Annotated in this window: 22 protein-coding genes and 1 pseudogene; 10 read left to right on the forward strand and 13 right to left on the reverse strand. The window is 66.8% G+C overall.

All coding sequences use genetic code 11. The features are described 5' to 3' along the window. Window positions 1-32: 32 nt before the first annotated feature. Genes MRBLWO13_RS13645 through MRBLWO13_RS13655 form a run of 3 tightly spaced genes read left to right on the forward strand, consistent with a single transcriptional unit; the run spans window position 33 to window position 1,892 of the window. Window positions 33-620 carry a biotin transporter BioY gene (locus tag MRBLWO13_RS13645; RefSeq protein ID WP_341974537.1) on the forward strand — a complete coding sequence of 196 codons (588 nt, stop codon included), beginning with the start codon at window positions 33-35 and terminating at the stop codon, window positions 618-620. Further along, entirely contained in the window at window positions 610-1,302 is a 693-nt protein-coding gene (locus MRBLWO13_RS13650; RefSeq protein ID WP_341974538.1) for an ABC transporter ATP-binding protein, read from the forward strand. Before MRBLWO13_RS13645 ends, MRBLWO13_RS13650 begins: the two co-directional genes overlap by 11 nt. Beyond that, window positions 1,299-1,892 carry an energy-coupling factor transporter transmembrane protein EcfT gene (locus MRBLWO13_RS13655; RefSeq protein ID WP_341978403.1) on the forward strand — a complete coding sequence of 198 codons (594 nt, stop codon included), beginning with the start codon at window positions 1,299-1,301 and terminating at the stop codon, window positions 1,890-1,892. The genes MRBLWO13_RS13650 and MRBLWO13_RS13655 overlap by 4 nt, the downstream gene beginning before the upstream one ends. A gap of 189 nt (window positions 1,893-2,081) precedes the next feature. Here the strand turns inward: MRBLWO13_RS13655 and MRBLWO13_RS13660 are convergent. The 4 genes and pseudogenes from MRBLWO13_RS13660 to MRBLWO13_RS13675 form a co-directional block, all read right to left on the reverse strand. Continuing rightward, a pseudogene (locus MRBLWO13_RS13660) lies at window positions 2,082-3,161 on the reverse strand (acyltransferase); the annotation flags it as partial. A gap of 97 nt (window positions 3,162-3,258) precedes the next feature. Then, window positions 3,259-3,930, reverse strand: a complete 672-nt coding sequence (locus tag MRBLWO13_RS13665; RefSeq protein ID WP_341974539.1) for a response regulator transcription factor — start codon at window positions 3,928-3,930, stop codon at window positions 3,259-3,261. Continuing rightward, window positions 3,902-5,167, reverse strand: coding sequence for a sensor histidine kinase (locus MRBLWO13_RS13670; RefSeq protein WP_341974540.1), 1,266 nt, complete (start codon window positions 5,165-5,167; stop codon window positions 3,902-3,904). The genes MRBLWO13_RS13665 and MRBLWO13_RS13670 overlap by 29 nt, the downstream gene beginning before the upstream one ends. A gap of 5 nt (window positions 5,168-5,172) precedes the next feature. Next, window positions 5,173-5,787 carry a VTT domain-containing protein gene (locus tag MRBLWO13_RS13675; protein WP_341974541.1) on the reverse strand — a complete coding sequence of 205 codons (615 nt, stop codon included), beginning with the start codon at window positions 5,785-5,787 and terminating at the stop codon, window positions 5,173-5,175. Window positions 5,788-5,814: 27 nt separating this feature from the next. On the opposite strand from MRBLWO13_RS13675, the gene MRBLWO13_RS13680 reads away from it, so the two are divergent. The 3 genes from MRBLWO13_RS13680 (at window position 5,815) to MRBLWO13_RS13690 (ending at window position 8,383) form a co-directional block, all read left to right on the forward strand. After that, window positions 5,815-6,201 (forward strand): CHY zinc finger protein, encoded by a 387-nt coding sequence (locus MRBLWO13_RS13680; RefSeq protein WP_341974542.1) that lies wholly within the window; start codon window positions 5,815-5,817, stop codon window positions 6,199-6,201. Window positions 6,202-6,276: 75 nt separating this feature from the next. Then, window positions 6,277-7,875, forward strand: coding sequence for an ABC-F type ribosomal protection protein (gene abc-f / locus MRBLWO13_RS13685; protein WP_341974543.1), 1,599 nt, complete (start codon window positions 6,277-6,279; stop codon window positions 7,873-7,875). A 79-nt stretch (window positions 7,876-7,954) separates the two neighbouring features. After that, window positions 7,955-8,383, forward strand: a complete 429-nt coding sequence (locus MRBLWO13_RS13690) for a cupin domain-containing protein (RefSeq protein ID WP_341974544.1) — start codon at window positions 7,955-7,957, stop codon at window positions 8,381-8,383. Between the two features lie 58 nt (window positions 8,384-8,441). On the opposite strand, the gene MRBLWO13_RS13695 is transcribed toward MRBLWO13_RS13690, so the two are convergent. The 4 genes from MRBLWO13_RS13695 to MRBLWO13_RS13710 are packed head-to-tail and all read right to left on the reverse strand — an operon-like array spanning window position 8,442 to window position 10,488. Next, a complete protein-coding gene (locus MRBLWO13_RS13695) occupies window positions 8,442-9,260 on the reverse strand; it encodes an SURF1 family protein (RefSeq protein WP_341974545.1) in 819 nt (272 codons plus the stop codon). Further along, a complete protein-coding gene (locus MRBLWO13_RS13700) occupies window positions 9,257-9,451 on the reverse strand; it encodes a hypothetical protein (RefSeq protein WP_341974546.1) in 195 nt (64 codons plus the stop codon). Before MRBLWO13_RS13700 ends, MRBLWO13_RS13695 begins: the two co-directional genes overlap by 4 nt. Next, the gene (locus tag MRBLWO13_RS13705) at window positions 9,448-9,795 is read right to left on the reverse strand and encodes a DUF3099 domain-containing protein (RefSeq protein ID WP_341974547.1); all 348 of its coding nucleotides are present in this window, start codon (window positions 9,793-9,795) and stop codon (window positions 9,448-9,450) included. The genes MRBLWO13_RS13700 and MRBLWO13_RS13705 overlap by 4 nt, the downstream gene beginning before the upstream one ends. A gap of 39 nt (window positions 9,796-9,834) precedes the next feature. Next, window positions 9,835-10,488 carry a DUF4190 domain-containing protein gene (locus MRBLWO13_RS13710; protein WP_341974548.1) on the reverse strand — a complete coding sequence of 218 codons (654 nt, stop codon included), beginning with the start codon at window positions 10,486-10,488 and terminating at the stop codon, window positions 9,835-9,837. 139 nt (window positions 10,489-10,627) lie between these two features. Here MRBLWO13_RS13710 and MRBLWO13_RS13715 point away from each other — a divergent pair, with 139 nt between their 5' ends. Further along, a complete protein-coding gene (locus MRBLWO13_RS13715; protein WP_045280106.1) occupies window positions 10,628-11,338 on the forward strand; it encodes a beta-ketoacyl-ACP reductase in 711 nt (236 codons plus the stop codon). A gap of 39 nt (window positions 11,339-11,377) precedes the next feature. Here the strand turns inward: MRBLWO13_RS13715 and MRBLWO13_RS13720 are convergent, their stop codons facing one another. The 4 genes from MRBLWO13_RS13720 to glgC all read right to left on the reverse strand — a co-directional run bounded on the left by MRBLWO13_RS13720 (window position 11,378) and on the right by glgC (window position 19,777). Further along, window positions 11,378-12,073: an alpha/beta hydrolase gene (locus MRBLWO13_RS13720; RefSeq protein ID WP_341974549.1), complete on the reverse strand. Its 696-nt coding sequence runs from the start codon at window positions 12,071-12,073 to the stop codon at window positions 11,378-11,380. Window positions 12,074-12,095: 22 nt separating this feature from the next. Then, complete coding sequence (locus tag MRBLWO13_RS13725; RefSeq protein ID WP_341974550.1) at window positions 12,096-17,585, reverse strand: glycosyl hydrolase family 8; 5,490 nt, start codon at window positions 17,583-17,585, stop codon at window positions 12,096-12,098. A gap of 280 nt (window positions 17,586-17,865) precedes the next feature. Continuing rightward, window positions 17,866-18,501 (reverse strand): phosphoserine phosphatase SerB, encoded by a 636-nt coding sequence (gene serB, locus MRBLWO13_RS13730; RefSeq protein WP_341974551.1) that lies wholly within the window; start codon window positions 18,499-18,501, stop codon window positions 17,866-17,868. Window positions 18,502-18,532: 31 nt separating this feature from the next. Beyond that, the gene (glgC, locus tag MRBLWO13_RS13735; protein ID WP_341974553.1) at window positions 18,533-19,777 is read right to left on the reverse strand and encodes a glucose-1-phosphate adenylyltransferase; all 1,245 of its coding nucleotides are present in this window, start codon (window positions 19,775-19,777) and stop codon (window positions 18,533-18,535) included. Between the two features lie 46 nt (window positions 19,778-19,823). Between glgC and glgA the strand changes: the two genes are divergently transcribed. From glgA to MRBLWO13_RS13750, 3 genes are all read left to right on the forward strand, one after another. Beyond that, entirely contained in the window at window positions 19,824-21,008 is a 1,185-nt protein-coding gene (glgA, locus tag MRBLWO13_RS13740; RefSeq protein ID WP_341974554.1) for a glycogen synthase, read from the forward strand. Window positions 21,009-21,025: 17 nt separating this feature from the next. Beyond that, the gene (locus tag MRBLWO13_RS13745; RefSeq protein WP_341974555.1) at window positions 21,026-21,811 is read left to right on the forward strand and encodes an ABC transporter ATP-binding protein; all 786 of its coding nucleotides are present in this window, start codon (window positions 21,026-21,028) and stop codon (window positions 21,809-21,811) included. Between the two features lie 110 nt (window positions 21,812-21,921). Continuing rightward, window positions 21,922-22,176, forward strand: a complete 255-nt coding sequence (locus MRBLWO13_RS13750; RefSeq protein WP_341974556.1) for a type B 50S ribosomal protein L31 — start codon at window positions 21,922-21,924, stop codon at window positions 22,174-22,176. A gap of 54 nt (window positions 22,177-22,230) precedes the next feature. Here MRBLWO13_RS13750 and MRBLWO13_RS13755 read toward each other — a convergent pair whose 3' ends face one another. After that, the gene (locus MRBLWO13_RS13755) at window positions 22,231-22,512 is read right to left on the reverse strand and encodes a hypothetical protein (protein ID WP_341974557.1); all 282 of its coding nucleotides are present in this window, start codon (window positions 22,510-22,512) and stop codon (window positions 22,231-22,233) included. Window positions 22,513-22,527 lie beyond the last annotated feature (15 nt).

Genomic DNA, 22,527 nt, shown 5'->3' on the forward strand with positions numbered 1-22,527 from the left:
CGAGCGCAGGAACCCCGTCGAGAGGAAACTCCATGTCCGAGCAGCGTGGCGACATCGGTCGCGATCTGGCCCGTATCGCGATCTTCGCAGCCCTCATCGTCGTTCTCGGAATGGCGACGATCCCGATTCCGGGTGGCGTGCCCATCACCGCGCAGACCCTCGGAGTCATGCTCGCCGGCGCTGTGCTGGGTCCGCGACGCGCCCCGCTCGCCGTGCTGCTGGTGCTCGTGCTCGCCGCCATCGGCCTGCCCGTGCTCGCGGGCGGTCGCGGCGGTCTCGGTGTGTTCTTCGGTCCTTCGGCGGGGTACCTGATCGGCTGGATCGCGGGTGCGCTCGTCGTCGGACTCATCGTGCACGGCGGAAGGATCACCTGGTGGCGCACGGCGCTGGGAACGGTCGTGGGCGGCATCCTCGTCGTGTACCTCTTCGGCATCCCGGTGACGGCCCTCGTCCTGGGTCTGGATCTGGGGCCGTCGGCGCTGGCGAGCACCGTCTTCCTGCCCGGCGACCTGCTGAAGGCCGGCGCGGCCACCGCACTCACGCTCGCGCTTCGGCGCGCCTACCCTCCCGCATTCGGCATCCGCACCCTCGATCAGGCCGCACCGGCACGTGTCGCCTGACACACTGCTCGGCACCGTCACGCTCGCACACGTCTCGGTGCAGCGCGAGGGACGTGCGATCCTCAGCGACGTATCCGTCGAGCTCGCCGCTCGACGGATCGCCGTGATCGGGGCGAACGGATCCGGAAAGTCCACGTTCGCTCGGTTGTTGAACGGGCTCATCGCGCCCTCCGCGGGAACCGTCACGGTGCATGGACTGGACGCCGTGCGGGAGCGACGGGAGCTGCGCCGCCGGGTGGGCTTCGTCTTCTCGAATCCGGAGGCGCAGATCCTGATGCCGACGCCGGCCGAGGATCTGGCGCTGTCCCTGCGGGGCCGGGATCGTGCGGAGATCGCGCATCGCGTCCGTGAGGCGCTGAACGCCCACGGGCTGGCCGAGCACGCGGACGCACCCGCTTCTGCGCTCTCCGGAGGGCAGAAGCAGATGCTGGCGCTGGCCTCCGTGCTGATCACAGAACCCGAGCTCATCGTGGCCGACGAGCCCACGACTCTCCTCGACCTGCGCAACGCGAAGCGGATCGGTGATCTGCTTCTCGCGCAGCCCGCGCAGGTGGTGCTCGTCACCCACGATCTCGATCTCGCCGCCCGGTGCGACGCCGCGGTCCTGTTCGAGGAGGGCCGAGTCGTCGACGAGGGAGATCCTGCGGAGATCATCGAGACCTACCGCAGGGTGTGCGGATGATCCTCCTGTACCGGCCGGGATCCAGCGTCCTGCATCGGTCACCGGCTGGCGTGAAGCTCGCGCTCTTCGCGTCGGTGGCTCTCGCGCTGTCGCTGTATCCGCACGACGTCTGGAGCATCGCCGCCGTGCTCGTCGCGGTGTGCGGGCTCTACGCCGTCGCCCGCTTTCCCGTGCGCGTTCTCGCCGTGGAGGCGTGGCGGCTGCGATGGATCGTATTGCTCCTCGGTGTGGCGCTGACGGTTTTCGTCTCGCCAGTGACGGCCTGGGTCAATACCGGACGAGTCGTCGCCCTCGTGCTGCTCGCCAGCCTGCTCACGCTCACCACACGAATGGCCGACCTGCTCGCCGTGCTGCACCGAATGCTCCGCCCGCTCGGAAGGATCGGCATCGACGCCGATTCCGTGGCGATGACGATATCGCTCACCATCACCATGATCCCGGTGGTGACGGGGTTCGCCGATCGTGTGCGGGATGCGCAGGATGCGCGAGGCGTGCGTCTCGGTGTGCGTTCCGTCGTTCCGCTGCTGGTCATCACTCTCCGACACGCGGACGACGTCGGAGACGCCCTCGCCGCCAGAGGACTCGCCTGACACCCCGCGCCGGGAGAGCCGCAGGGACAGGACGATCAGGGCGACGGCGATGCCGGCGGTGACGACGGACGTCCCGAAGACGAGCAGCATCAGGACGGCACTCAGCCCGATCAGCGTGGCGATCGAGAGGCGCCGCGCGGAGTCGTGCGCCCGCGGGGCGGCTGCGGTCTCGAAGCGGGTGAACGCGATCGCCACCAGGGCGGTCAGAGCCAAAGCCAGGGCGAGCCAGAGCGGTCGTCCGAGCCACCAGCCCGCGCTGTCGAGATCGGGAAGGGCGACGCCGGTCACGATCGCACCGACCGCCGAGAGCCCGGCCATCGCGAGCAGCACCGGCATGTGCCAGAGGTAGATGGTCATGGTGCGTCGGGTGACGAAAGCGGTGAACGCCGCCACGTGGGGCCGACGGCTGAGCTGCTGGAGGCGATCGCGATACAGCGAGACGAGCGCAATGTGTACGACGCCGACGAGCAGCAGAGCAGCCGTGGGCGGGTTGATGTTCGCCACGAGGTCGGGGGAGTACACCCCGAAGAGGAACGTACCGATGAGGATCGCGAGGGCGCCGGCGGCTGCCAGGGCGCGGGTGCGTCTGGGCAGCGCATCGATGCTGCCGTCGGCGAAGAAGAAACCGAGTTGCTGCAGGGTCAGCCAGACGAAGGCGAGATTCAGAAACCCGAGCCTATCGATTCCGCTGGCCTGACGCAGCGCGTCGACGGCGACCGCGGTCGACGCGAGCACGCCGATGGCGAGGAACGGGGCACGCTCGTGAGCGGCGGCGAACAGGGGAAGCAGAGCCTGGCAGAGCAGGAACACTCCGAGGAACCACAGCGGTTGACCGTACCGGAAGCCGGCGGTCGCGATGAGGTCGGCGGGTACTCCGACAACGGCCAGAAGAGCGAGGAGCGCGCCGACGATACCGATGGTGAACATCGCTGGGCGCAGCAGCCGATGCAGGCGTCCGGCCACGAATCCGGTGGCGGTGCCGCCGCGGTTCTTCGTGCGGCGGTAGGCGATGAGGCCGGAGAATCCGCCGATGATGAAGAACAGCGGCATCACCTGGAGAATCCAGCTCAGTGGTGTGATCCACCAGGTCCCGTCGCTCGCGTTCTCGAAGACGGGCCCCGCATCGGTGACCGTGACGCCGACCATGATGGCGTGCAGAAGGACGACGCCGACGACGCAGAGGGCGCGGATGAAGTCGATGCCGGTGTCGCGAAGCCCTTTCACGGGGCGTGCTGATACGGCGATCTGCGGCGCCTGGACGGTGGCCATGAGTCCTCCTCGGGAACGGTGTCCCAGGAGACTATGGAGCGGGTGTCCAGCGCAGCATCAACCGGCGGTGTCGTCTCTGCCCCTACCAGGGGGTGATTCAGGAGCTCGGCTCGACCAGACCGGTGTCGTAGGCGAGGATCACGGCGTGCACGCGATCGCGGAGATCAAGCTTGGCGAGGACCTTGCCGACGTGCGTCTTCACGGTCTGTTCGGCGATGAAGAGCTCTTTGGCGATCTCGCCGTTGGACTTGCCCTGGCCGATGAGCACCAGTACCTCGCGTTCGCGTTCGGTCAGGCCGTTCAACACGGTCTCGGAGCGCGGAGACCGTGGCCGGTGACCGGCGAACTGCTCGATCATCCGCCGGGTCACGCTCGGCGCAAGCAGGGCGTCACCGCCGGCGACGACCCGCACCGCGTGCACGAGCTCTTCCGGCAACGCATCCTTCAGCATGAAGCCGCTGGCTCCCGCTTGGAGGGCATCGTAGACATAGTCGTCGATGTCGAACGTGGTGAGCATCAGGATCCGCGGCACGTGTGCCGCGGGGTATGACGGCCCGAGGATGCGACGGGTCGCCTCGATGCCGTCGAGTTCCGGCATCCGCACGTCCATGAGGATGACATCCGGGTCCAGGCGCGCCGACAGCGTGACGGCTTCGAGGCCGTTGGATGCTTGACCCGTGACCTGGATGCCCTCGTGGGCGTCGAGGAGCGCGGCGAACCCGGCGCGCACCATGGCCTGGTCATCGGCGATGAGGACGCTGATCGTCACGAATTCTCCTTGTCGGATCGAGGTTCTCGGTGGTGAGTGGCAGTGTGGCTTCGACGATCCATCCGCCGTCGGCATCGGGCCCGGCAGAGAATGCACCGCCGAGGATCTCGGCGCGTTCGCGCATGCCGCGCAGGCCGTGCCCGCTGGCGGGTTCGGCGGGGACCGTCGTCCGAGCTGAGTTCTGCACTCGGATGTGCACGGCATCGGCGTCGATGCGCACACGCACCGAGATGGTGGTGCCGGGCGCATGGCGGACGGCATTGCTCATCGCCTCCTGGACGATGCGGAAGGCGGCGATCTGCACACTGGGAGCGACGGAGGGCGCTTCCCCGGCGACGATCTCCAAGCCGACCTCGACGCCTGCCCGACGGATGCTGTCGACGAGCGCCGGGATATCGTCGATGCCCTGTTGTGGAGCGAGTTCGATCGACTGATCCTCGGTACGCAGCACCCCGAGCATTCGCCGCATCTCGGTGAGCGATGCGCGTGCCGTCGCCGCGATGTCCTCGAACTCGGCGGCGGCCTGTTCGCTGATGGTGGGCAGGCGGTAGCGCGCCGTGGAAGCCTGCACCTGGATGACCGACATGCTGTGCGCGATGACATCATGCAACTCGCGAGCGATGCGGGTGCGCTCCTCGATGAGGGCCCGACGCGCCTCTTCGAGCGCGCTGTGCTCGCGCTCCCTGGTCAGCTCTGCGTCGACGCGGGCACGCGCGGCGACGAGCGTCGCGATGAGGAACATCGCGACAGCGAGGGAGGCCGTCACGATCATGTCGGCGGTGGCACTGGAGGCGATGCCCGGTGTCGTGATGATGTCGGGGCGCAACAACGGGGCGGTGAGGGAGGACAGCAGACCGATCACCAGGGGCGCGGCGCCCAGACGGGCGCCGTGCACGAACGTCACGACGCCGACGAACAGCACGAAGGTGATCAGGGCAGGCACGGACCAGGGCCAGGGCGAGGCAGTGGCCAGCTCGGGGACGACGAACAGCGGAAGCGCGAATGCCGCGCTGCAGAACAGCGCGATCGCCCTCCGCGGGCGCGAGATCGCAAGAAGCGGTGCCGAGCAGAGCGCACCGCCGAGGATGAATGTCAGAGGCAACGGCGTGCCGTAGAGCACGGTCTGCACCGGCACCAGAACTGCGAGCAGCGCGACGAGTGCCGCGCACAGCAACACGGTGGCGTTGCGGCGGCTGATCCGGGGGGAGCGTCTGGTGCGCTGCCGGCGATTCGCCATGACGTTCATCCTGCCAGTTGCGGCACAGCGGCGCGCCGACGTCGCGCTGCTACCCGATCGACGGTGAACCCGATCAGGAGCGCGAGAACGACACCGATGGCAGCGCTGAGGAGAGGTTGATCCTTGACCCAGGAACCTGCGAAGAGGCCGATCCCGACGCTGAAAATGCTCCAGCTCGCGCCTGCGAGAAGACTCAGGGGGATGAAGCGCCGCCACGCGAAGTCCAACGCCCCGGCCGACATGTTCACGGCGACGCGTCCCACCGGGATGTAGCGGGCGCCGAGGATCAGAGTGGCGCTGCGGTCGTCGAGCGCACGTTGCGCGTGGACGAATGCGGCGGCGACGCGGGGGCGCCGCATCCATGCGAATCGCCGGGTGCCCAGTCGGCGTCCGATCGCGTAGGCGATGTTGTCGCCGATCGCTGCGCCGATAGCGGCGACAGCGCAGAGGAGTGCGATGTTGACGCCGCCGCTGGACGCTCCGACTGCAGCGGCAGCGACCAGCACCGTCTCACTCGGAATCGGCGGGAAGAAGCCATCGATGATCGCCACCGCGAGCATGATCAGGTAGAGCCAGGGTGAGGTGACGGTCTGCATGATGAGCTCGTTGATAACATCCACCCGAGAAGATTAGGAAGCAGGTGGCGGATGCGGCATCCCTCCGCGGTATCGTCCGTGTCAGCCTCCGGAGGTATATCCGCCGAGTCGATCACCGAGCTCGGGACGGTTCGTGTGCGGGGTCTGCTCGTCGACGAGCAGACCCGATGTGCGCACTATCACAGCGAGCTCGACGTGATCGCTCTGCTCTTCCACTGCTGCGAGGAGTGGTTTCCGTGTCATCTGTGCCATGAGGCGATCACCGATCATCCCTCACGCCCATGGCCGGCGACGGCTCGGACCACGGAGGCCGTGGTCTGCGGCGTGTGCTGCTCCCGCCTGCGCATCGAGGATTATCTGCGCGTCGATGCGTGCCCGACCTGCGACGCGGAATTCAACCCCGGTTGTCGTCTGCATCGGTCGCTCTACTTCGACTGAACGCCCAGCCAGCGCAATCTATACTGAGAGGCTGGCCCTTCGGCCGCATCCTCCCTGACGAACGGACAACCTGCTGTGCTTGCCGTGCACGACCTCGAGATTCGCGTGGGCGCCCGCCTCCTCATGGAGCACGTCTCGTTCCGTGTCGGCGACGGCGACAAGATCGGCCTCGTCGGCCGCAACGGCGCGGGCAAGACCACGCTGACCAAAGTGCTCGCCGGCGATGTGCTGCCCTCAGGAGGCCGCGTCGACCGTTCCGGTGAGCTCGGCTACCTGCCGCAGGATCCGCGTTCCGGCAACCCGGAAGACCTCGCGCGCACGCGCATCCTCGACGCCCGCGGTCTTGGACAACTGAACCTCGGCATGACCGAGGCGGCGTCCGCGATGGGCTCGGATGACCCCGACGTGGCCGCGAAGGCGATGAAGCGCTATGCGCGTCTGACCGAGCAGTTCGAGGCGCAGGGCGGCTACGCGGCAGAGGCTGAGGCGGCCTCCATCGCCAACAACCTCTCGCTGCCGGACCGCATCCTCGACCAGCCGCTCTCCACGCTGTCGGGCGGTCAGCGTCGACGCATCGAGCTGGCTCGCATTCTCTTCTCCGACGCCGAGACGATGATCCTCGATGAGCCGACGAACCACCTCGACGCCGACAGCGTCGTGTGGCTGCGCGAGTTCCTCAAGGGGTACAAGGGCGGACTGATCGTGATCAGTCACGATGTGGAACTGGTGGGGGAGACCGTCAACCGGGTGTTCTACCTTGACGCGAATCGCCAGAGCATCGACACGTACAACATGAACTGGAAGAACTACCTGCGCCAGCGGGTGGCCGACGAGGAACGCCGCAAGAAAGAGCGCGCGAACGCCGAGAAGAAGGCGACCACGCTGCAGCAGCAGGCCGCCCGCTTCGGGGCGAAGGCCTCGAAGGCGGCCGCAGCGCACCAGATGGTGGCACGCGCCGAGAAGCTCCTCGCCGGCCTGGATGAGGTTCGTCAGGTCGACCGGGTCGCGAAGCTCCGCTTCCCGAAGCCCGCGCCCTGCGGCAAGACGCCGATGATGGCAACCGGCCTCTCGAAGTCGTACGGTTCGCTGGAGATCTTCACCGACGTCGACCTCGCGATCGACCGCGGCTCCAAGGTCGTCGTGCTGGGCCTCAACGGCGCCGGCAAGACCACCCTGCTGCGCATGCTCGCGGGCGTCGACCAGCCGGACACCGGACAGCTCGAGCCCGGGCACGGCCTGAAGGTCGGCTATTACGCCCAGGAGCACGAGAACCTCGACGTGTCGCGGTCGGTACTCCAGAACATGGTGTCCGCTGCTCCGCACATCACCGAGACCGAGGCGCGACGAGTGCTCGGATCGTTCCTGTTCACCGGCGACGATGTTCTCAAGCCCGCCGGCGTGCTCTCCGGTGGCGAGAAGACCCGTCTGTCGCTGGCGACGCTGGTCGTGTCATCCGCGAACCTGCTGCTGCTCGACGAGCCGACGAACAACCTCGACCCGGCGTCGCGTGAAGAGATCCTGGATGCGCTCGCGCACTATGAGGGCGCCGTCGTGCTCGTCTCGCACGACCCGGGCGCGGTGCAGTCCCTGAACCCCGAGCGCGTGCTCATCCTGCCCGACGGTGTCGAGGACATCTGGAGCCAGGAATACCAGGACCTCATCGAGCTCGCGTAGCCCGCAGTTTGCCCCTCGTCGGGCGACCCTCCCTCCTTCGAGTCCTGGCAGACTCGGAAGCGAGCGAAGGAGAGCAGCGATGAACGCGTATCAGGTGGTCGAGATCGGCGCCCTCGATGAATGGCGAGGTCACTTCGGGGGGTTCGATGAGGCGCGATCGCGCGACGGCCGGAGGGTCGTCGATCATGAGCTCACGATGCAGTACATCGGGATGACCGCGAACGCGCTCGCACCGGGGGAGCAAGCCGGCTATTGGCACACGCACTCGCGCGTCGAAGAACTGTACGTCTTCCTCGGCGGGCGCGGACAGATGGGTCTGGATGACGACGTCGTCGAGGTCGGCCCCGGCACGGTCATCCGCGTGGGCCAGGGCGCATGGCGCACCTGGCGGGCATTGCCCGAGAGCCCAGAAGAGCTGCGCTGGCTCTGCATCCGCGCTGGCGGTGAGGAGCTGCCGCACATGCCGAACGACGGCACGCGCAACCCCGAGCGGGAAATGCCCTGGTGACGTCACCCTCTGATCAGCCGTAGATCTCTCGGAAGACATCGCGGAGCAAGGGGCGAGGTCAGCGGACCCCGGCGTCCAGAAGCTCGTCCTCGGTGTCGGCGTCCTGGTCGCGGCGGCGGGGATGCTTCGCAGGCGCCGGAGCCCCCTCGAGATCCTCGCGGTGCTTCACGATCTCGGTGCGGATGATGTAGCCGATGAAGACGAAGCCCATCAGCGCGAACAGGATCCACTGGATGGCGTAGGACAGATGGGGGCCGGGGTCGTCGGTGGGGGAGTCGAATCCGCTGGGCGCCGTCTCGGGTGCCGGGTCCTCACTGACCAGCTGGCCGTACGCCTCGGTGATGACGTCGCCGTCGACGAGTTTCGCCACCGTCGGCAGGTGGATCGTCGGTACCTGCCCCGTCGGCGCGCCTCGGCCCGACGCAGGAAGCGGCTCGCCCGGCCGCAACCGCACGATCACTTCGACCTCACCTGATGGCGGCGCTGGCACGGCATCCGGCGCCTCACCGTCGCCCGGCGGAACCCAGCCACGATCCACGATGAACACGCGTCCATCCGCATCCCGGAACGGAACCAGCACTTCGAAGGCGCTCGTGCCGCCGTGCGGGCGATTGCGGACCAGTAGCTGGTCCTCGGCGAGGTACTCGCCGCGCAGGATCACCGGATGCCACTGGTCCTGGGGGTCGAGTACGCCGTCGTCGCCGATCAGCTGGGCGAGGGGCACCGGCGAGGCATCGTAGTTCCGCTCGACGAGTTCGATCTGCTCCTCGCGCGACTCATTGCGGTCGAACTGCCAGTTCGAGAGGAACGCGCACCCGACCGCGAAGCCGATCGCGATGAGGACATAGACACCCCAGCGCAGAATCCGTTCCCTCATGCGGGCACACCGTCGCGGACTGTCACCGGGAAGTCCCGAGCGGCCAGGTAGTCGCGCAGGAACGTGACGTGCTCATCGCAGGCGAGCCAGATCTTCTCCCGATCGGCGGCGTGGATGCGCGGATTGCGCCACACCACCTGATGGGTCGCGGCGACCCGGCAGCCCGCTCGAGAGCACTCCGGCGCGGTCATGGCCGATCCTCGCGGGTCTCGTGAATCGTCACGATCTGAGGGTCCGCCGGCGGGACGGTCGGCTCGGGCGCCGCACTCTCCAGTTGCTGCACGGGCGATTCGGCTCGCGTCTCGGTGCTGTCGCTGCCCGCATTGGCGAACACGACGGCGATGTAGGGCAGTACAGCCGCAGCGATCGCGAAGACCCATGTGTACCAGCCATAGGGGTGTACCAGCACCATCAGTGCGAAACAGGCGATTCGGATCGACATCGTGAGCGCATAGCGGCGGACACGATGAGCGACCTCATCCTGCGGCGACAGCGGCAGGGAGGTGACAGCAGGGGCGTGTCGTTCGGCCTTCACGATGACTCCAGCCTACGCCGATGCGAGCGGCGTGGACTGCTACGAGTTGAGGATGAACGGCAGGCTGAACGCTCCGAAGAAGACGAGGCTGACCAGTGACATCACAATCGACAGAACTAGGAAGGCGATGACCACGTAGCCGAGAATGAGGCCGGCGAACGCCAGGCCGCGCCCACCGAGCCCCGGGTTCTTCTTGGTCTGGCCGAGTGCCATGTGTCCGGTGATCACAGCCACCACCGAGGCGAGCATCGGAATGAACAGCCAGCTCAGCAGGAGGCCGGCCAGGCCGCACACCAGTGACGTGATCGCGAGTCCGCTGGTCGGCCGAGCGGGCGCGTAGGTCGCAGGCATCGGAGTGCCGTACACCGGGTAGCCGCCGGGCTGTGCGGGCGGGCCCGGAACGCCATAGTTCTGCTGTTGGCCAGGGTACGCCTGCGGAGCGGCAGGGTAGGAGGGCGCTGCGCCCGAATACGCCTGCGGGGCGGGAGGGTACGACGGCGCGGCACCGGGGTACGCCTGCGTCGGTGCCGCAGGATACGCCTGCGGAGGCTGTGCCGGCTGTGCGACCGGGTAGACCGGAGCGGTGGCAGGGGCCGGGGCGGGCCACACAGGAGCCGGAGCCGCCGGTGCGGCCGCAGGTGGCGTCAGGGACGGGTCCTCCGCGGGCGAAGTGGGGGTGCTGTTGTCGCTCACAGTGATGCCTTTCGTCCTGCACAGCGTTTCAGCCGTGGATGGATCTGTCAAACGTTTCGCGGGTGTCGGTCGCGGCATCCTCGATAGGATCGTTCTCGGCTCGGCCGCCCGGAAGCCGCCGCCAGATCAGGAGTGGAACATGAGTGCTCAGCGCGTCGTCCTCGTCACCGGAGGCAACCGCGGCATCGGCCGGGCGATCGCCGAGCGATTCGTCCGCGATGGATACCGCGTGGCGGTCACCGCACGCAGCGGCGAGGGCCCTGAGGGCACACTCACGGTGCGTGCAGACGTCACGGATGCCGCAGCTCTCGACGCCGCGTTCACCGAAGTGGAGCAGCAGCTCGGACCGGTCGAGATCGTCGTGGCGAATGCCGGCATCACGAAGGACACTCTGCTGCTGCGGATGAGCGAGGATGACTTCGACAGCGTCGTGGCGACGAACCTGGGCGGCACCTTCCGCGTCGTCAAGCGCGCGTCCAAGGGCATGCTCCGCGCCCGCTTCGGCCGGGTCATCCTGATCTCCAGTGTCGTGGGACTGTACGGCTCGGCCGGCCAGGTGAACTACTCCGCCTCGAAGAGCGCTCTCGTCGGCTTCGCACGTTCACTGACGCGCGAGCTCGGCGGTCGAGGCATCACGGCGAACGTCGTCGCTCCGGGATTCATCGAGACCGACATGACGGCAGAGCTCCCCGAGGAGACGCAGAAGCAGTACAAGGCCAACATCCCAGCCGGTCGCTTCGCAACGCCCGACGAGGTCGCCGGCGTCGTCACCTGGCTCGCCGGCGACGACGCAGGCTACATCTCGGGTGCGGTCATCCCGGTTGACGGCGGCCTCGGAATGGGCCACTGACCGCAGGCCTGGCTGCGACCAGCGGGCGAGCGGCCGCGCTCAGGCGGTCAATGCTGCGTTGATCAGCTCGGCGAGACGCTCCGGGGCCGAGAACTGCGGCCAGTGCCCGGAGTCGATCCGTACGACCTCCACACTCTCGATCGCCCGGAACTCCTCGCCGTACCGACCCCAGTTGTCGAGTTCCGACTCCAGCGTCTCCTGATCGAGGCTGCCCATGAGCAGCGTCGCCGGTACTCCGAACCGTGCCCGGTTCCCGAGCACGATCGGATCGGTGGGCACGCGTGCCGGCACGCTTCCGGTGAGTGGCACGGTTCGTGCGCGAGTCGGTTCGTCGAGGTCCTCGACGTCCTCGTCGGGGAAGAAGTCCCAGCCCGGGAACGGGATGACGCCATCGACCACCTCGAACTCGCTGATCCCCACGCCGGCGGGCGGCGGCACCGTGTCGACGAAGATGACTCTCGCGACACGCTCGGGCCGCGCATCCACAGCGCCCCAGGCGACGTTGCCGCCGCCGCTGTGGCCGACGACCACGACCGGTCCGGAGACGGCGTCGATCGCGCTGACAGCCGCCGAGATCCAATCGGCGATGCCGATGTCACTCGACTCAGCCGCGCCCGCGCCGACACCGGGCATCGTGAGCGCATGCACACGGTGACCCGCACGCTCGAGATCGGGGATGACGTCGTTCCAGCTGGATGCATCGAGCCAGAGGCCGGGGATGAGGATGAGATTCATGGCCCCGACCATACCCGTCACATCAGACGTTGCTCCGACTCCGTCCGGCGCGACCTCGCCTCCGCATGGTCAGGGCCAGGCCACCGGCGGCGAGCAGCAGGACGCCGCCGATCAACAGGCCGACCGGCGCGTCGCCACCCGTCGTCGCAAGCCCGTCCCCGGGGCGGGGCGTCGGCGTCGTCGGCGTTTCGCCGCCCCCGGACTTCGGCGTCGTCGCCGAAGCGATCGGGCTCGGGGACGACTCGCGACCCTGAACGTCGATCGCGGTCACGTAGTAGCCGTAGGTCGTCCCCGCCGTGAGCCCGGAGTCTCGGAAGGAGGTGCCTTCGGCCACGCTCGTGACGGCCGCGCCGTCCCGGTAGATCCGGTAGCCGATCACGGTCGCGCCGTTCGTCGCCGCCGAGAAGAGCGCGCCGCCGGTCGCTGTCCAGGACACCTCAACGGAGTCGGGCGCGAGCGCCGTCGCCGTCACATCGGCAGGAGGTGCAGGAGGCGTCTCGGAACGGGGGAGACCGACGCCGGTCGGAGACCACCAGTTGCCGGAGACGACGATCATCGAGAGCATCCGGATGCTGTCACCGAAGTAGGTCGTCACGGGATCGGCCGTGTTGACCTGCCAGAGGCTGTCCAGCCACGCCTGGTCGCCGCCGTCGAGCATCGCGCTCACCGTGAACGGCGAGGCGAACGCGAGGTCGAAGCCGTCCTCGATGGGTGCGCCGTCGAGGAGGTATCCCTGGTCGATCGTCGTCGGGTCGCCGCCGGTCGACGACGCGATCCACGCGTTCATCGCGGCGAGCTGCTCCTTGGTGCGGTCGTCGCCCGTGAGGAGGTAGTCCGTTCCGAGACGCCACGGTACGCGGCTCGCGTTCCAGTTGTATGCGCCGTCGAACTCGCTCTCGAGGAACTCGGGGTCAGCGGGTCGGTAGCCGTCGCCGTCCTTGAAGGCGAAGTCCGGCAACAGGCCTGTCATCGGGCTGTGGTCCGTGAACAGCTGATTCGAGACGGCGTGCGTCTTGTCTGCGATGGTCGTCCAGCGCTCGTTCCCGCTCGCGGCCGCGAAGTCCTTGAAGTGCTGGATCATGAAGTCCGATGTGCGGGTACCGCGGCCGTACACCGCTTCGTCCTTCGTCCAGTCGCCCAGGAGGACGACGTTCTCGCTCGGGTGGATCGCGCTGTTCAGGATGGCGTCGATGATGCGCTGGGCGTCGCCCAGATAGTCGAACTCGCCGCCGCTGCCCCATTGCTGGTCGGCCATGAGGAGGGCATAGGCCATGTCCAGGTCGCCGTCGGTAGCGGCGTCGTCACCGAACCAGCCCCAATCCGGGTTCTCCGGATCGAACGTGAGCGTGTTGACGATCGCGGTGCCGTCGTCGCGCTGCTGCCAGGCCATGAGGTTCGGATCCATGCTGCTGGGGTGCGCCTTGGAGAACCGCAGCAGGCTGTCGAAGTACTTCTTGGCGTCCGGGTCGTGGCCGGCCATGATCGCCGTGATCAGCATGCCGTAGCCGTTCGACTCGGACGTGGTCACCGCATCCGGCGTCTCCTCACCCGCTTCACCGTTGCCGTTGTAGTAGACGTAGTACTCGTCATCCTCATACGGGTTCTGCGTGAGGTAGGCGTCCTTCCAGGCGTCGTAGAGGCCTGTGACGGTGGCGTCGAGCTCGGCCTGGGAGGCGCTCGGCTTCAGCGTGCCCGCGGCGTACTCGGTGTGCTGCCCGAACGGTCGCTGCGGGTCCGAGGTCGTCGGATTCTGCGGCGTCGACGCCTGACGGGGCGTGGCCTTCTCGGACTCGTTTCCTGCGGCATCGTAGGCACTCACCGTGTACTCATAGGTCGTTCCAGGAGTCAGCCCCTTCTCGGCGAAGGTGGTTGTGGTGGTGCGAGCGATCAGCTCGCCGTCACGGAACACCTTGTAACCGGTCACGCCGACGGCGTCCGTCGACGGCAGCCAGCTCAGGTCGATCTGGAACTGCGACGGGATCCGGATGCTGAGGCCGACCGGCGCCGTCGGCGCCTTCTCGTCGTCGCCCGCGCGGGGCGGGACCACGGCCACCGGAGCCGAGTTGTCCTTCGTGCCGACCGCCTTGATGACGAACTCGTAGCGCACGGTCGGGTCATCGGACAACGGCTGCGCGAAGGTGTACTCGGTACGGCCGGGCTCCGCGGGGATATACGCGCTCCAGTTGGTGCCGACCTTGTCGTCCTTCTCGTAGATGCGGTAACCGCGCACCGGCTCCTCCGATGCGGCGGGCGCCTTCCATGCGAAGTTCGCCTTGCCGTCGGCAATCGTGAGGCTCGCATCGCGGACAGGGTCCGGCGTGCCGTCGGTGCGGGTGATGGCGTATTCGTCGAAGAGACGCACTCCGTTGTCGCCCGCTGACTCATCGGACTTCGCGGCCGTGTAGGCCTTGAACGAGAGGGTGTCGTCGGTGACCGAGAAGTCGACGAACATCTTCTTCTCAGGCTGCTCATTGATCGCGGCGAATGACGTGTCGCAACCCTCGGGCGTCTCGTAGAACTTGTTGCCGAGCGCGTTCGGCATCAAGTACAGGATGCCGTTGGGATCGGTGACGTCGTACTGGACGACGATGTTGCCGTTCTCGTCGGTGATGGTGTCGACAGGCTTTCCGTCGAGCATCTGGTGAGAGCGCATGTACATGTGGTCGTGTGCTTCGAAGACGACGTCGACGCCGGTCTCCTGGAACACCGGGACGAGCACCTTCTCGTAGAAGGCCACGCGGTCGGCCTCCCAGTTGCAGACGTTCTCGCCGGCGGAGTACACGCCCTTGTGGAGGGAGACGAACTTCCAGCGCGCATCCGTCTCAGCGACGGTGCGGCGCAGCCAGTCGAGCTGGTTGGCGAACTCCGTGTCGATCCGACCGATGTTGCCGTCGTCGTCGAGGAAGCCGCCGTACTGGGAGTTGAACTGCATGAAGAGCGAGTTGCCGTATTCGAAGGAGTAGACGGAGCCGTCATGGGCGCCGGTGCCGGAGTCCTTCGGCGTGTTGAAGTGGTTGTAGAAGTTGTTGTTGGGCAGGGTGCCGGAGTCCTCGACCTCATGTCCGCCGAGCACGGGGACGTAGGGCACGTGGGCGAGCTGGTCGGCTGCGCTGTCGAGCATCCACTGCCACTGCTCTTCGAGGTCGCCGTTGTCGACGAGGTCACCGTTCACGAGGATGAACTTCGGGTCGTCGATCGTGTCGATCGCCTTGACGAAGGTGTCTTTCCACTCGAGGAAGTTCGACAGGTCGGACGCCTGGGAGTCGGCGCTGAAGATGAAGTGGAAGGGCTCTTCCTTGGCCGTGTCCGTGGTGAAGGTACCGATCTTTCCCCAGCCGTTCGCGCTGCCGTCGCCGACCCGGTAGACGTATTTCGTTCCGGGGGTGAGGTCTTCGGCGGTCACGCGGTGGCTCGAGAACTTCGTGGTGCGGCGAGCCTCGCGGTCGTCGGCGGTCACGAACGTGTCGATGACCTCGGACGTGCCGTCGAACTCGATCACCCCGTCGGTCGGGAAGCCCTCACCGTGTTGATTGTCGGCCGGTGCGAGCTGCACCTTCGTGTCGGTGACCTGCGGAGGTGTGTACCAGGCGAACCCCATGGTGGTGCGCGGGTCGCCATTGATGTTCATCGAGAAGGTGCTGGGGGTCTTGACCACGGTACTGAAGCTCCAGCTGATGTCCTGTGCGGGGGTGACGCCATCGGTGGCGGCGACAGCAGACGATGCGACCGAGACCGTGTAGCGATGCCCGAATCCGAATGAGTCGTGCGCAATGCGCAGCGTGTCGTCTTCGACGGTGGCGACGACGCCGTCGGCGGCTGCGCCCGTCTCGTCCACGATCCGGATGCCGGCCGCGTCGATGATCTTGATCTTCTTGTTGAATCGCACCTCGACCGGGACGTCACGGGCGATGGTGGCAGAGCCGTCCGCCGGTGTGGAGAGCACATCGAAGGTGGGCATCACCGTGGGTGTGCCGTCGACGCGATCGCCGGTGATGCGGATGTTCCGAATGAAGCTGTCTCCGTATCCGCCGACCGTCTCGTTGTCTGTGGTGTTGGAGGGTGAGTTCGACGTCATGATCCAGCGGACGAAGAGCGTCTGCGCACCCGAGGCGGCATCAGGGAGCGCGACGTTCTTTACCAGGCAGGTGTCTTCTGGGCAGGCGAAGGTGTGCGTTGCGGTCTTGATGGCCGTGCCGGGGACCTCGGTCCAGGTCTTGCGGTCGGTGCTCATCTCGACGACGAAGTCTCGCGGTCCTGATCCGGAGGCGCTGTGCTCCGAGGCGACGGCGATGTTCTCGAATCCGGTCGTGGAGAGCGCGGCGAGCCAGTACTTGGTGCGCATGCCACCGCTCCAGCCCTGGGCGGAGATCGCGTTGCCCCGGTCGGCGTGGAACCCGTACTCCCCGTTCGTTCCCACGCTGGTCAGCGCGGAGTGATCGGCATAGGCCCCGCCGGTCGCCCAGAAGACGCCCTTGTCGTCGTCATCGTCGAAGATCCACTCGGCGACGGAGTCCTTCTGCACAGCGGCCGTGCTGAAGGACCAGGTGATATCGGCGGTCGGAGCGATCTGATCGTCCGTTCCGGCGATGGCCGTCTTCGGGATGGTGACCGTGTACGTGCGGCCGGGGGCGAATGCGTCGTGCTGTACGGTGACGGTCGATCCGTCTGCGGTGAGGTCGACACCGCTCACCGTTGCGCCCTCGCCGTCGACGATCGACGCGGTGGCTCCCTGCTGCACGGCTACTGACTTGTTGAACTTCACCGAGACAGGAGCATCCGTCTGCACGGTGTCGGCACCCTGCGGAGGAGTGAACGAGATCGCTGTGGTGGGCTTCTCCACCGGGTCGCCCGTGGGGATGCCGGACACCGAGACGTCTCTGATCCGGCTGGAGCCGGTCGCGCCGACGGTCTCGCCGCTCACGCTCGTCGTGGAGGTGGTGACCCAGCGGATCGCGACCTCGTCTTTGTCGGCGGCGGAAGCGGGCAGGGGGAGTGACGAGGTGGTTCCCGTTGCGAAGTCGCCGCTGACGGCGAGGGTGCCACCGGCGACGTCTTGCCACGTCAGCTGACCGTCGGTGCTCACCTGCACCGCGAAATCGCGAGGACCGGAGCCGCTGGAGCGCTGTTGGGAGCTGACGGTGAGGTCCGTGTAGCCGCGAGTGGAGAGGAGGACCAGCCAAGACTTGCTTCCGGCGCCATCGTTCCACCCCTGGTAGCGGACCGATCCCTCCGCCTCATCGTGGGTATACGCGGTGAGCGGGTCGGTGGTGACCGGTCGCAGGCTCGCCGAGGGCTCGGTGCCGCCGGTCGCACTGAACACGTTGGCGCCGACGCTGGAGTCGACGATGACAGGAGCGGTGGTGAACTGCCACTGCGCCACGTGTTCGGGCACGGCGGCCTGGGCGGCCGGAACGGTGAAAGCCGCGACCATCAGAGCGGTCGCAGCGGCCGCGATGGCCCTGACGAGCGGGCGTGCACGATTCGCGGTCAGCGTCGGGTGCGGAGACTTCATCGAGAGTCCTTCATGTTCTGGCCGTCTGACACGACCGATCAAGCGAATGCGGAGATCGTTTGAAAACATGATTTACGATCTGCTCGAATGCTATCCACACGGGACGAGGCGGGTCAATGCACGCGAGCGGGTCTTCCGGAGAATTCACCCGATGGTGCGCCGCGCGCACCGGATGTTCATCACCTGTGATCGGGGGACCCGGAAGGGGCCCCATCGTGACGGACGTCTCCGGAAGCGCGGCTCAGCGGGAGCCGGTACTCGCGGCCCGCGCCTGAAGGGACTAGGGGAGCAGCGGGATGACTTCGGAAAGATCCTGGTCGCGGATGACCAGACTGGCAGCCGCGCGGACTGCGGGTTTCGCATTGAAGGCGATTCCGAGGCCGGCGACCGTCATCATCTGAAGGTCGTTCGCGCCGTCGCCGATCGCCAGCGTGGCGTGCGGGGCGACGCCGAGTTCGGCAGCCCATTCCTGCAGAGAAGCGGCCTTCGCTGCAGCATCCACGATCTCGCCGTCGACCGCCCCGGTGAGCACGCCGTCGACGATGTCCAGCCGGTTGGCGCGCCAGCGATCCACGCCGAGCGACGGCGCCACGTGATCGAGGATCTCGTGGAATCCGCCGGAGACGACACCGACGACGCCGCCGCGGTCATGAACGGCGGCGGTCAGTTCGCGCACACCCGGCGTGGGCTCGATACGTGCCAGGACGCGTGCGAACGCCTCCACGGGGACGCCGCTGAGTGCCGAGACCCGGGACCTCAGGCTCTCCGCGAAGTCGACTTCACCGCGCATCGCGGCTTCGGTCGCCGCCTGCACCTCTGCGCCGCGACCTGCTTCGTCGGCGAGCAATTCGATCACCTCGTTGCGGATGAGGGTGGAATCGGCATCGAGGACGACGAGGAAGCGCGCGGAGGTCACCCGATCGAGCGTAGTGCCAACACGGCCCGACTCAGCGTTCGATGAAGACGCCCTTGCCGACCACCGTGATCCCGGAATCGGTGACCGTGAATCCGCGCGCCAGGTCGCGATCGCGATCGACGCCGACCGTGGCACCGTCGGCCAGGACGACGTTCTTGTCGAGGATCGCTCGGTGCACCCGCGCTCCCGAACCGACCTGGACGTGGTCGAACACCACGGAGTCCGTGATGGTCGAGCCGCCCGCCGCGAGCGTCCAAGGACCCACAACGCTGCGTTCCAGATGCGTTCCGGAGAGCACAGATCCCAAAGACACGATGGAATCGATCGCGTTACCGATCCGCCCGACGGAGTCGCGCACGAACTTCGCTGGCGGTGAATTGACGGCCTGCGAGTGGATCGGCCAGTCCATGTTGTACAGGTTGAAGATCGGCAGCGCCGAGATGAGATCCATGTGGGCATCGAAGAACGAGTCGATCGTACCGACATCGCGCCAGTAAGAACGGTCGCGCGGCGAGGACCCAGGAACGTCGTTCTGCTTCATGTCGTAGAAGCCGGCTTCGCCGCGATCCACGAAGTAGGGGACGATGTCGCCGCCCATGTCGTGTCCGGAGGTCGGTGATTCGCCGTCGACCTCGACCGCCTCGATGAGGGCGTCGGCATCGAAGATGTAGTTACCCATCGACGCCAGCACCTCGTGCGGCGAATCCGGAAGACCCACGGCATCGGAGGGCTTCTCCAGGAACCGCTTGATGCGCCCGGCATCCTCGGGATCCGTGTCAATCACGCCGAATTGGTTGGCCATGGCGAGAGGCTGGCGGATGCCGGCGACCGTCGCCTTCGCGCCCGATTCGATGTGCGCATCCAGCATCTGCTGGAAGTCCATCCGGTACACGTGATCGGCACCGATCACGACGACGATGTCGGGCTTCTCGTCGCTGATGAGGTTGAGGCTCTGCAGAATCGCATCGGCGGAACCGGAGAACCAGCGTTTGCCCAGTCGTTGCTGAGCCGGAACGGAAGTCACATACGAATCCAGCAGGGCCGACATCCGCCACGTCTGCGATATGTGTCGGTCGAGGCTGTGGGATTTGTACTGCGTCAGGACGACGATCTGACGCAGCCCGGAATTGATCAGGTTCGAGATCGCGAAATCGATCAATCGGTACTGTCCGCCGAACGGCACTGCAGGCTTGGCGCGATCGGCCGTGAGTGGCATGAGGCGCTTGCCCTCGCCGCCGGCGAGGATGATCCCGAAGACCTTCTTTGGAGCGGACATGGCTCCACCCTAGAGGGCAAAACCCGTCGTGTACTAGCGTTCGATCATGCGAGTTGAGATGATCACCAAGGAGTATCCGCCTGCGATCTATGGCGGTGCCGGCGTGCATGTCGCGGAGCTCGTTGCCGCGCTTCGAGAGAGCATCGATGTGCGTGTTCGCGCCTTCGGTGAAAAGCGCGACGAAGCCGACACCTATGCGTATGGCACGCCGACGGAACTGGCCGACACGAATGCGGCTCTGCAGACTCTGGGCACCGATCTGGAGATCGTGGCGGCCATCGAGCACGCGGATGTCGTGCACAGCCACACCTGGTACGCGAACTTCGCCGGTCACCTCGCCTCCCAGCTGCACGGCATTCCTCACGTGTTGACCGCTCACAGCCTGGAGCCGCTCCGCCCCTGGAAGGCGGAGCAACTCGGTGGCGGTTACGCCGTGTCCAGCGGCATCGAGAAGCTGGCATACGAGAACGCTGCGGCCGTCATCGCCGTGAGCGCCGGGATGCGGGCAGACATCCTGCGCAGCTACCCGAATGTCGATCCGGCCAGGGTGCGGGTGATCCACAACGGCATCGACGTCGAGCGTTGGCACCCCGTGCACGACACCGACTTCCTGAAGAGCGTCGGCATGGATCCGGATCGGCCTTCGGTCGTCTTCGTCGGACGCATCACCAGGCAGAAGGGTCTTCCGTATCTGCTGCAGGCGGCTCGACGGCTGCCGCCGGAGGTTCAGCTCGTCCTGTGTGCCGGTGCGCCGGACACACCGGAGATCATGGCCGAGGTGCAGGAGGGCGTCCGACTGCTCCAGGAGACTCGCGATGGCGTGATCTGGATCGAGAAGATGCTTCCGCGGGAGCAGCTCTCCGCCATCCTCACGGCGGCGACCACGTTCGTCTGCCCGTCCGTCTACGAGCCGCTGGGCATCGTCAATCTCGAGGCGATGGCGTGCGGGGCCGCGGTCGTCGGCACGGCGACGGGTGGCATCCCCGAGGTCGTCGCAGACGGAATCACCGGTCGCCTGGTGCCGATCGAGCAGGTGCAGGACGGCACCGGCACTCCGGTCGATCCGGAGCGTTATGTCGCGGACCTCGCGGCGGTGCTCACCGAAGTGGTCTCGGATCCGGAACGGGCGAAGGCGTATGGGGAGGCCGGGCGCGAGCGCGCTCGAACGGACTTCAGCTGGGCCGCGATCGCCGACACCACGCGCGCGCTCTACGCGGAGCTCACCTCCTGAGCCGATAGGCTGGCGGTATGCCGATCGCTCTGGACCTCACCGACGTCGTCGTGCGCCGCGAGGGGCGCAACATCATCGATCACGTGACCTGGCAGGTCACCGATGATCAGCGATGGGTGATCCTCGGACCGAACGGGGCGGGCAAGACGACCCTGCTCCAGCTCGCCGACACGCTCATGCACCCGACCTCCGGAACGGTCACGGTGCTGGGGGAGACTCTGGGCCGCACCGACGTGTTCGAGGTGCGTCCGCGCATCGGCTTCGCGTCATCCGCGATGGCCAAGCGGGTCCCGCGCGACGAGACAGTGCTGAATGCCGTGCTCACCGCCGCGTACTCGGTGCTCGGGCGCTGGAACGAGAACTACGAGGACATCGATGAGCGCCGCGCGCTGCGTGTGCTCGGCGACTGGCGTCTCGAGCACCTCGCCGACCGCACCTTCGGAACCCTGAGCGACGGCGAGCAGAAGCGCGTACAGATCGCGCGCGCGGTGATGACCGACCCCGAGCTCCTGCTCCTCGACGAGCCGACGGCGTCGCTCGACCTCGGTTCCCGGGAGGAGCTGCTCGCCCTGCTCAGCGGGTACGCGTCGTCTCCCACCACGCCGGCGATGCTCATGGTCACGCACCATGTCGAAGAGATCCCCGTCGGTTTCACACATGTGATGCTGCTGCGCGACGGTCAGGTCGTTTCGGCCGGTCCGGTCGCCGACACGCTCACCGCCGAAACGCTGACGGAGACCTTCGGCATGCCGATCACCCTCAGCAGCGAAGACGGTCGCTACGCCGCTCGAGCGCAGTCCTGAGCTCGGGTTTCTGAGCTCGTCGAAGGACTGCTAGACTCGAACCTTGGTGCTCACTGCACCGCAGACTTCCCGCGCCCTGGCACAATCCAGGGCACCAAGTAAGGAATCCCATGAAGACTGACATTCACCCCGACTACCAGGCTGTCGTGTTCCGCGACCTCGGTTCGGGCGAGACCTTCCTCACCCGCTCCACGGTGTCCAGCGACAAGACCATCGAACTCGAAGGCGTGGTCTACCCCGTTATCGACGTCGAGATCTCCTCGGCCTCGCACCCGTTCTACACGGGCAAGCAGCGCATCATGGACTCGGCCGGTCGCGTCGAGAAGTTCAACCAGCGCTTCAAGGGCTTCGGCGGCTCCAAGTAATCATTGCCGCGAAGGCCCCGTGCTCCTCGGAGCACGGGGCCTTTGTCGTCTCGCTCAGAGTTCGATCGTGATGCGATCGCCGTCGATCTTGCTCGGCGGGTCGCCAGGAGACGGGGCGGGGGCGGTGCGTTTCGTCTGCCGGTCGCGCTCCATGCCCGCCTCGTAGGCCGACGGCATCCAGATCGCGTCGAACGATCCGCCGAACCCGCCGCCGGTGCCGTCATACTTCTCTTCGACCGACTTCTTCGACAGGCTGCGGACGATCGCGAATACGATCAGGCCGGGTCCCATGCCTGCGACCACGGCGACGTAGAACCAACCGACCACGTCCTTCATGAGGCCACCGTACGC

The organism is Microbacterium sp. LWO13-1.2, assembly GCF_038397725.1.
Lineage (GTDB): Bacteria > Actinomycetota > Actinomycetes > Actinomycetales > Microbacteriaceae > Microbacterium.

What these genes read in the sequence shown, in the direction of transcription:
- MRBLWO13_RS13645 (WP_341974537.1), top strand. Translation starts at nt 33, where the DNA reads ATGTCCGAGCAGCGTGGCGACATCGGTCGCGATCTGGCCCGTATCGCG.
- MRBLWO13_RS13655 (WP_341978403.1), top strand. Translation starts at nt 1,299, where the DNA reads ATGATCCTCCTGTACCGGCCGGGATCCAGCGTCCTGCATCGGTCACCG.
- MRBLWO13_RS13670 (WP_341974540.1), bottom strand. Translation starts at nt 5,167, where the DNA reads ATGGCGAATCGCCGGCAGCGCACCAGACGCTCCCCCCGGATCAGCCGC.
- MRBLWO13_RS13680 (WP_341974542.1), top strand. Translation starts at nt 5,815, where the DNA reads ATGCGGCATCCCTCCGCGGTATCGTCCGTGTCAGCCTCCGGAGGTATA.
- MRBLWO13_RS13690 (WP_341974544.1), top strand. Translation starts at nt 7,955, where the DNA reads ATGAACGCGTATCAGGTGGTCGAGATCGGCGCCCTCGATGAATGGCGA.
- MRBLWO13_RS13695 (WP_341974545.1), bottom strand. Translation starts at nt 9,260, where the DNA reads ATGAGGGAACGGATTCTGCGCTGGGGTGTCTATGTCCTCATCGCGATC.
- MRBLWO13_RS13700 (WP_341974546.1), bottom strand. Translation starts at nt 9,451, where the DNA reads ATGACCGCGCCGGAGTGCTCTCGAGCGGGCTGCCGGGTCGCCGCGACC.
- MRBLWO13_RS13715 (WP_045280106.1), top strand. Translation starts at nt 10,628, where the DNA reads ATGAGTGCTCAGCGCGTCGTCCTCGTCACCGGAGGCAACCGCGGCATC.
- MRBLWO13_RS13720 (WP_341974549.1), bottom strand. Translation starts at nt 12,073, where the DNA reads ATGAATCTCATCCTCATCCCCGGCCTCTGGCTCGATGCATCCAGCTGG.
- MRBLWO13_RS13725 (WP_341974550.1), bottom strand. Translation starts at nt 17,585, where the DNA reads ATGAAGTCTCCGCACCCGACGCTGACCGCGAATCGTGCACGCCCGCTC.
- glgC (WP_341974553.1), bottom strand. Translation starts at nt 19,777, where the DNA reads ATGTCCGCTCCAAAGAAGGTCTTCGGGATCATCCTCGCCGGCGGCGAG.
- glgA (WP_341974554.1), top strand. Translation starts at nt 19,824, where the DNA reads ATGCGAGTTGAGATGATCACCAAGGAGTATCCGCCTGCGATCTATGGC.
- MRBLWO13_RS13745 (WP_341974555.1), top strand. Translation starts at nt 21,026, where the DNA reads ATGCCGATCGCTCTGGACCTCACCGACGTCGTCGTGCGCCGCGAGGGG.
- MRBLWO13_RS13750 (WP_341974556.1), top strand. Translation starts at nt 21,922, where the DNA reads ATGAAGACTGACATTCACCCCGACTACCAGGCTGTCGTGTTCCGCGAC.
- MRBLWO13_RS13755 (WP_341974557.1), bottom strand. Translation starts at nt 22,512, where the DNA reads ATGAAGGACGTGGTCGGTTGGTTCTACGTCGCCGTGGTCGCAGGCATG.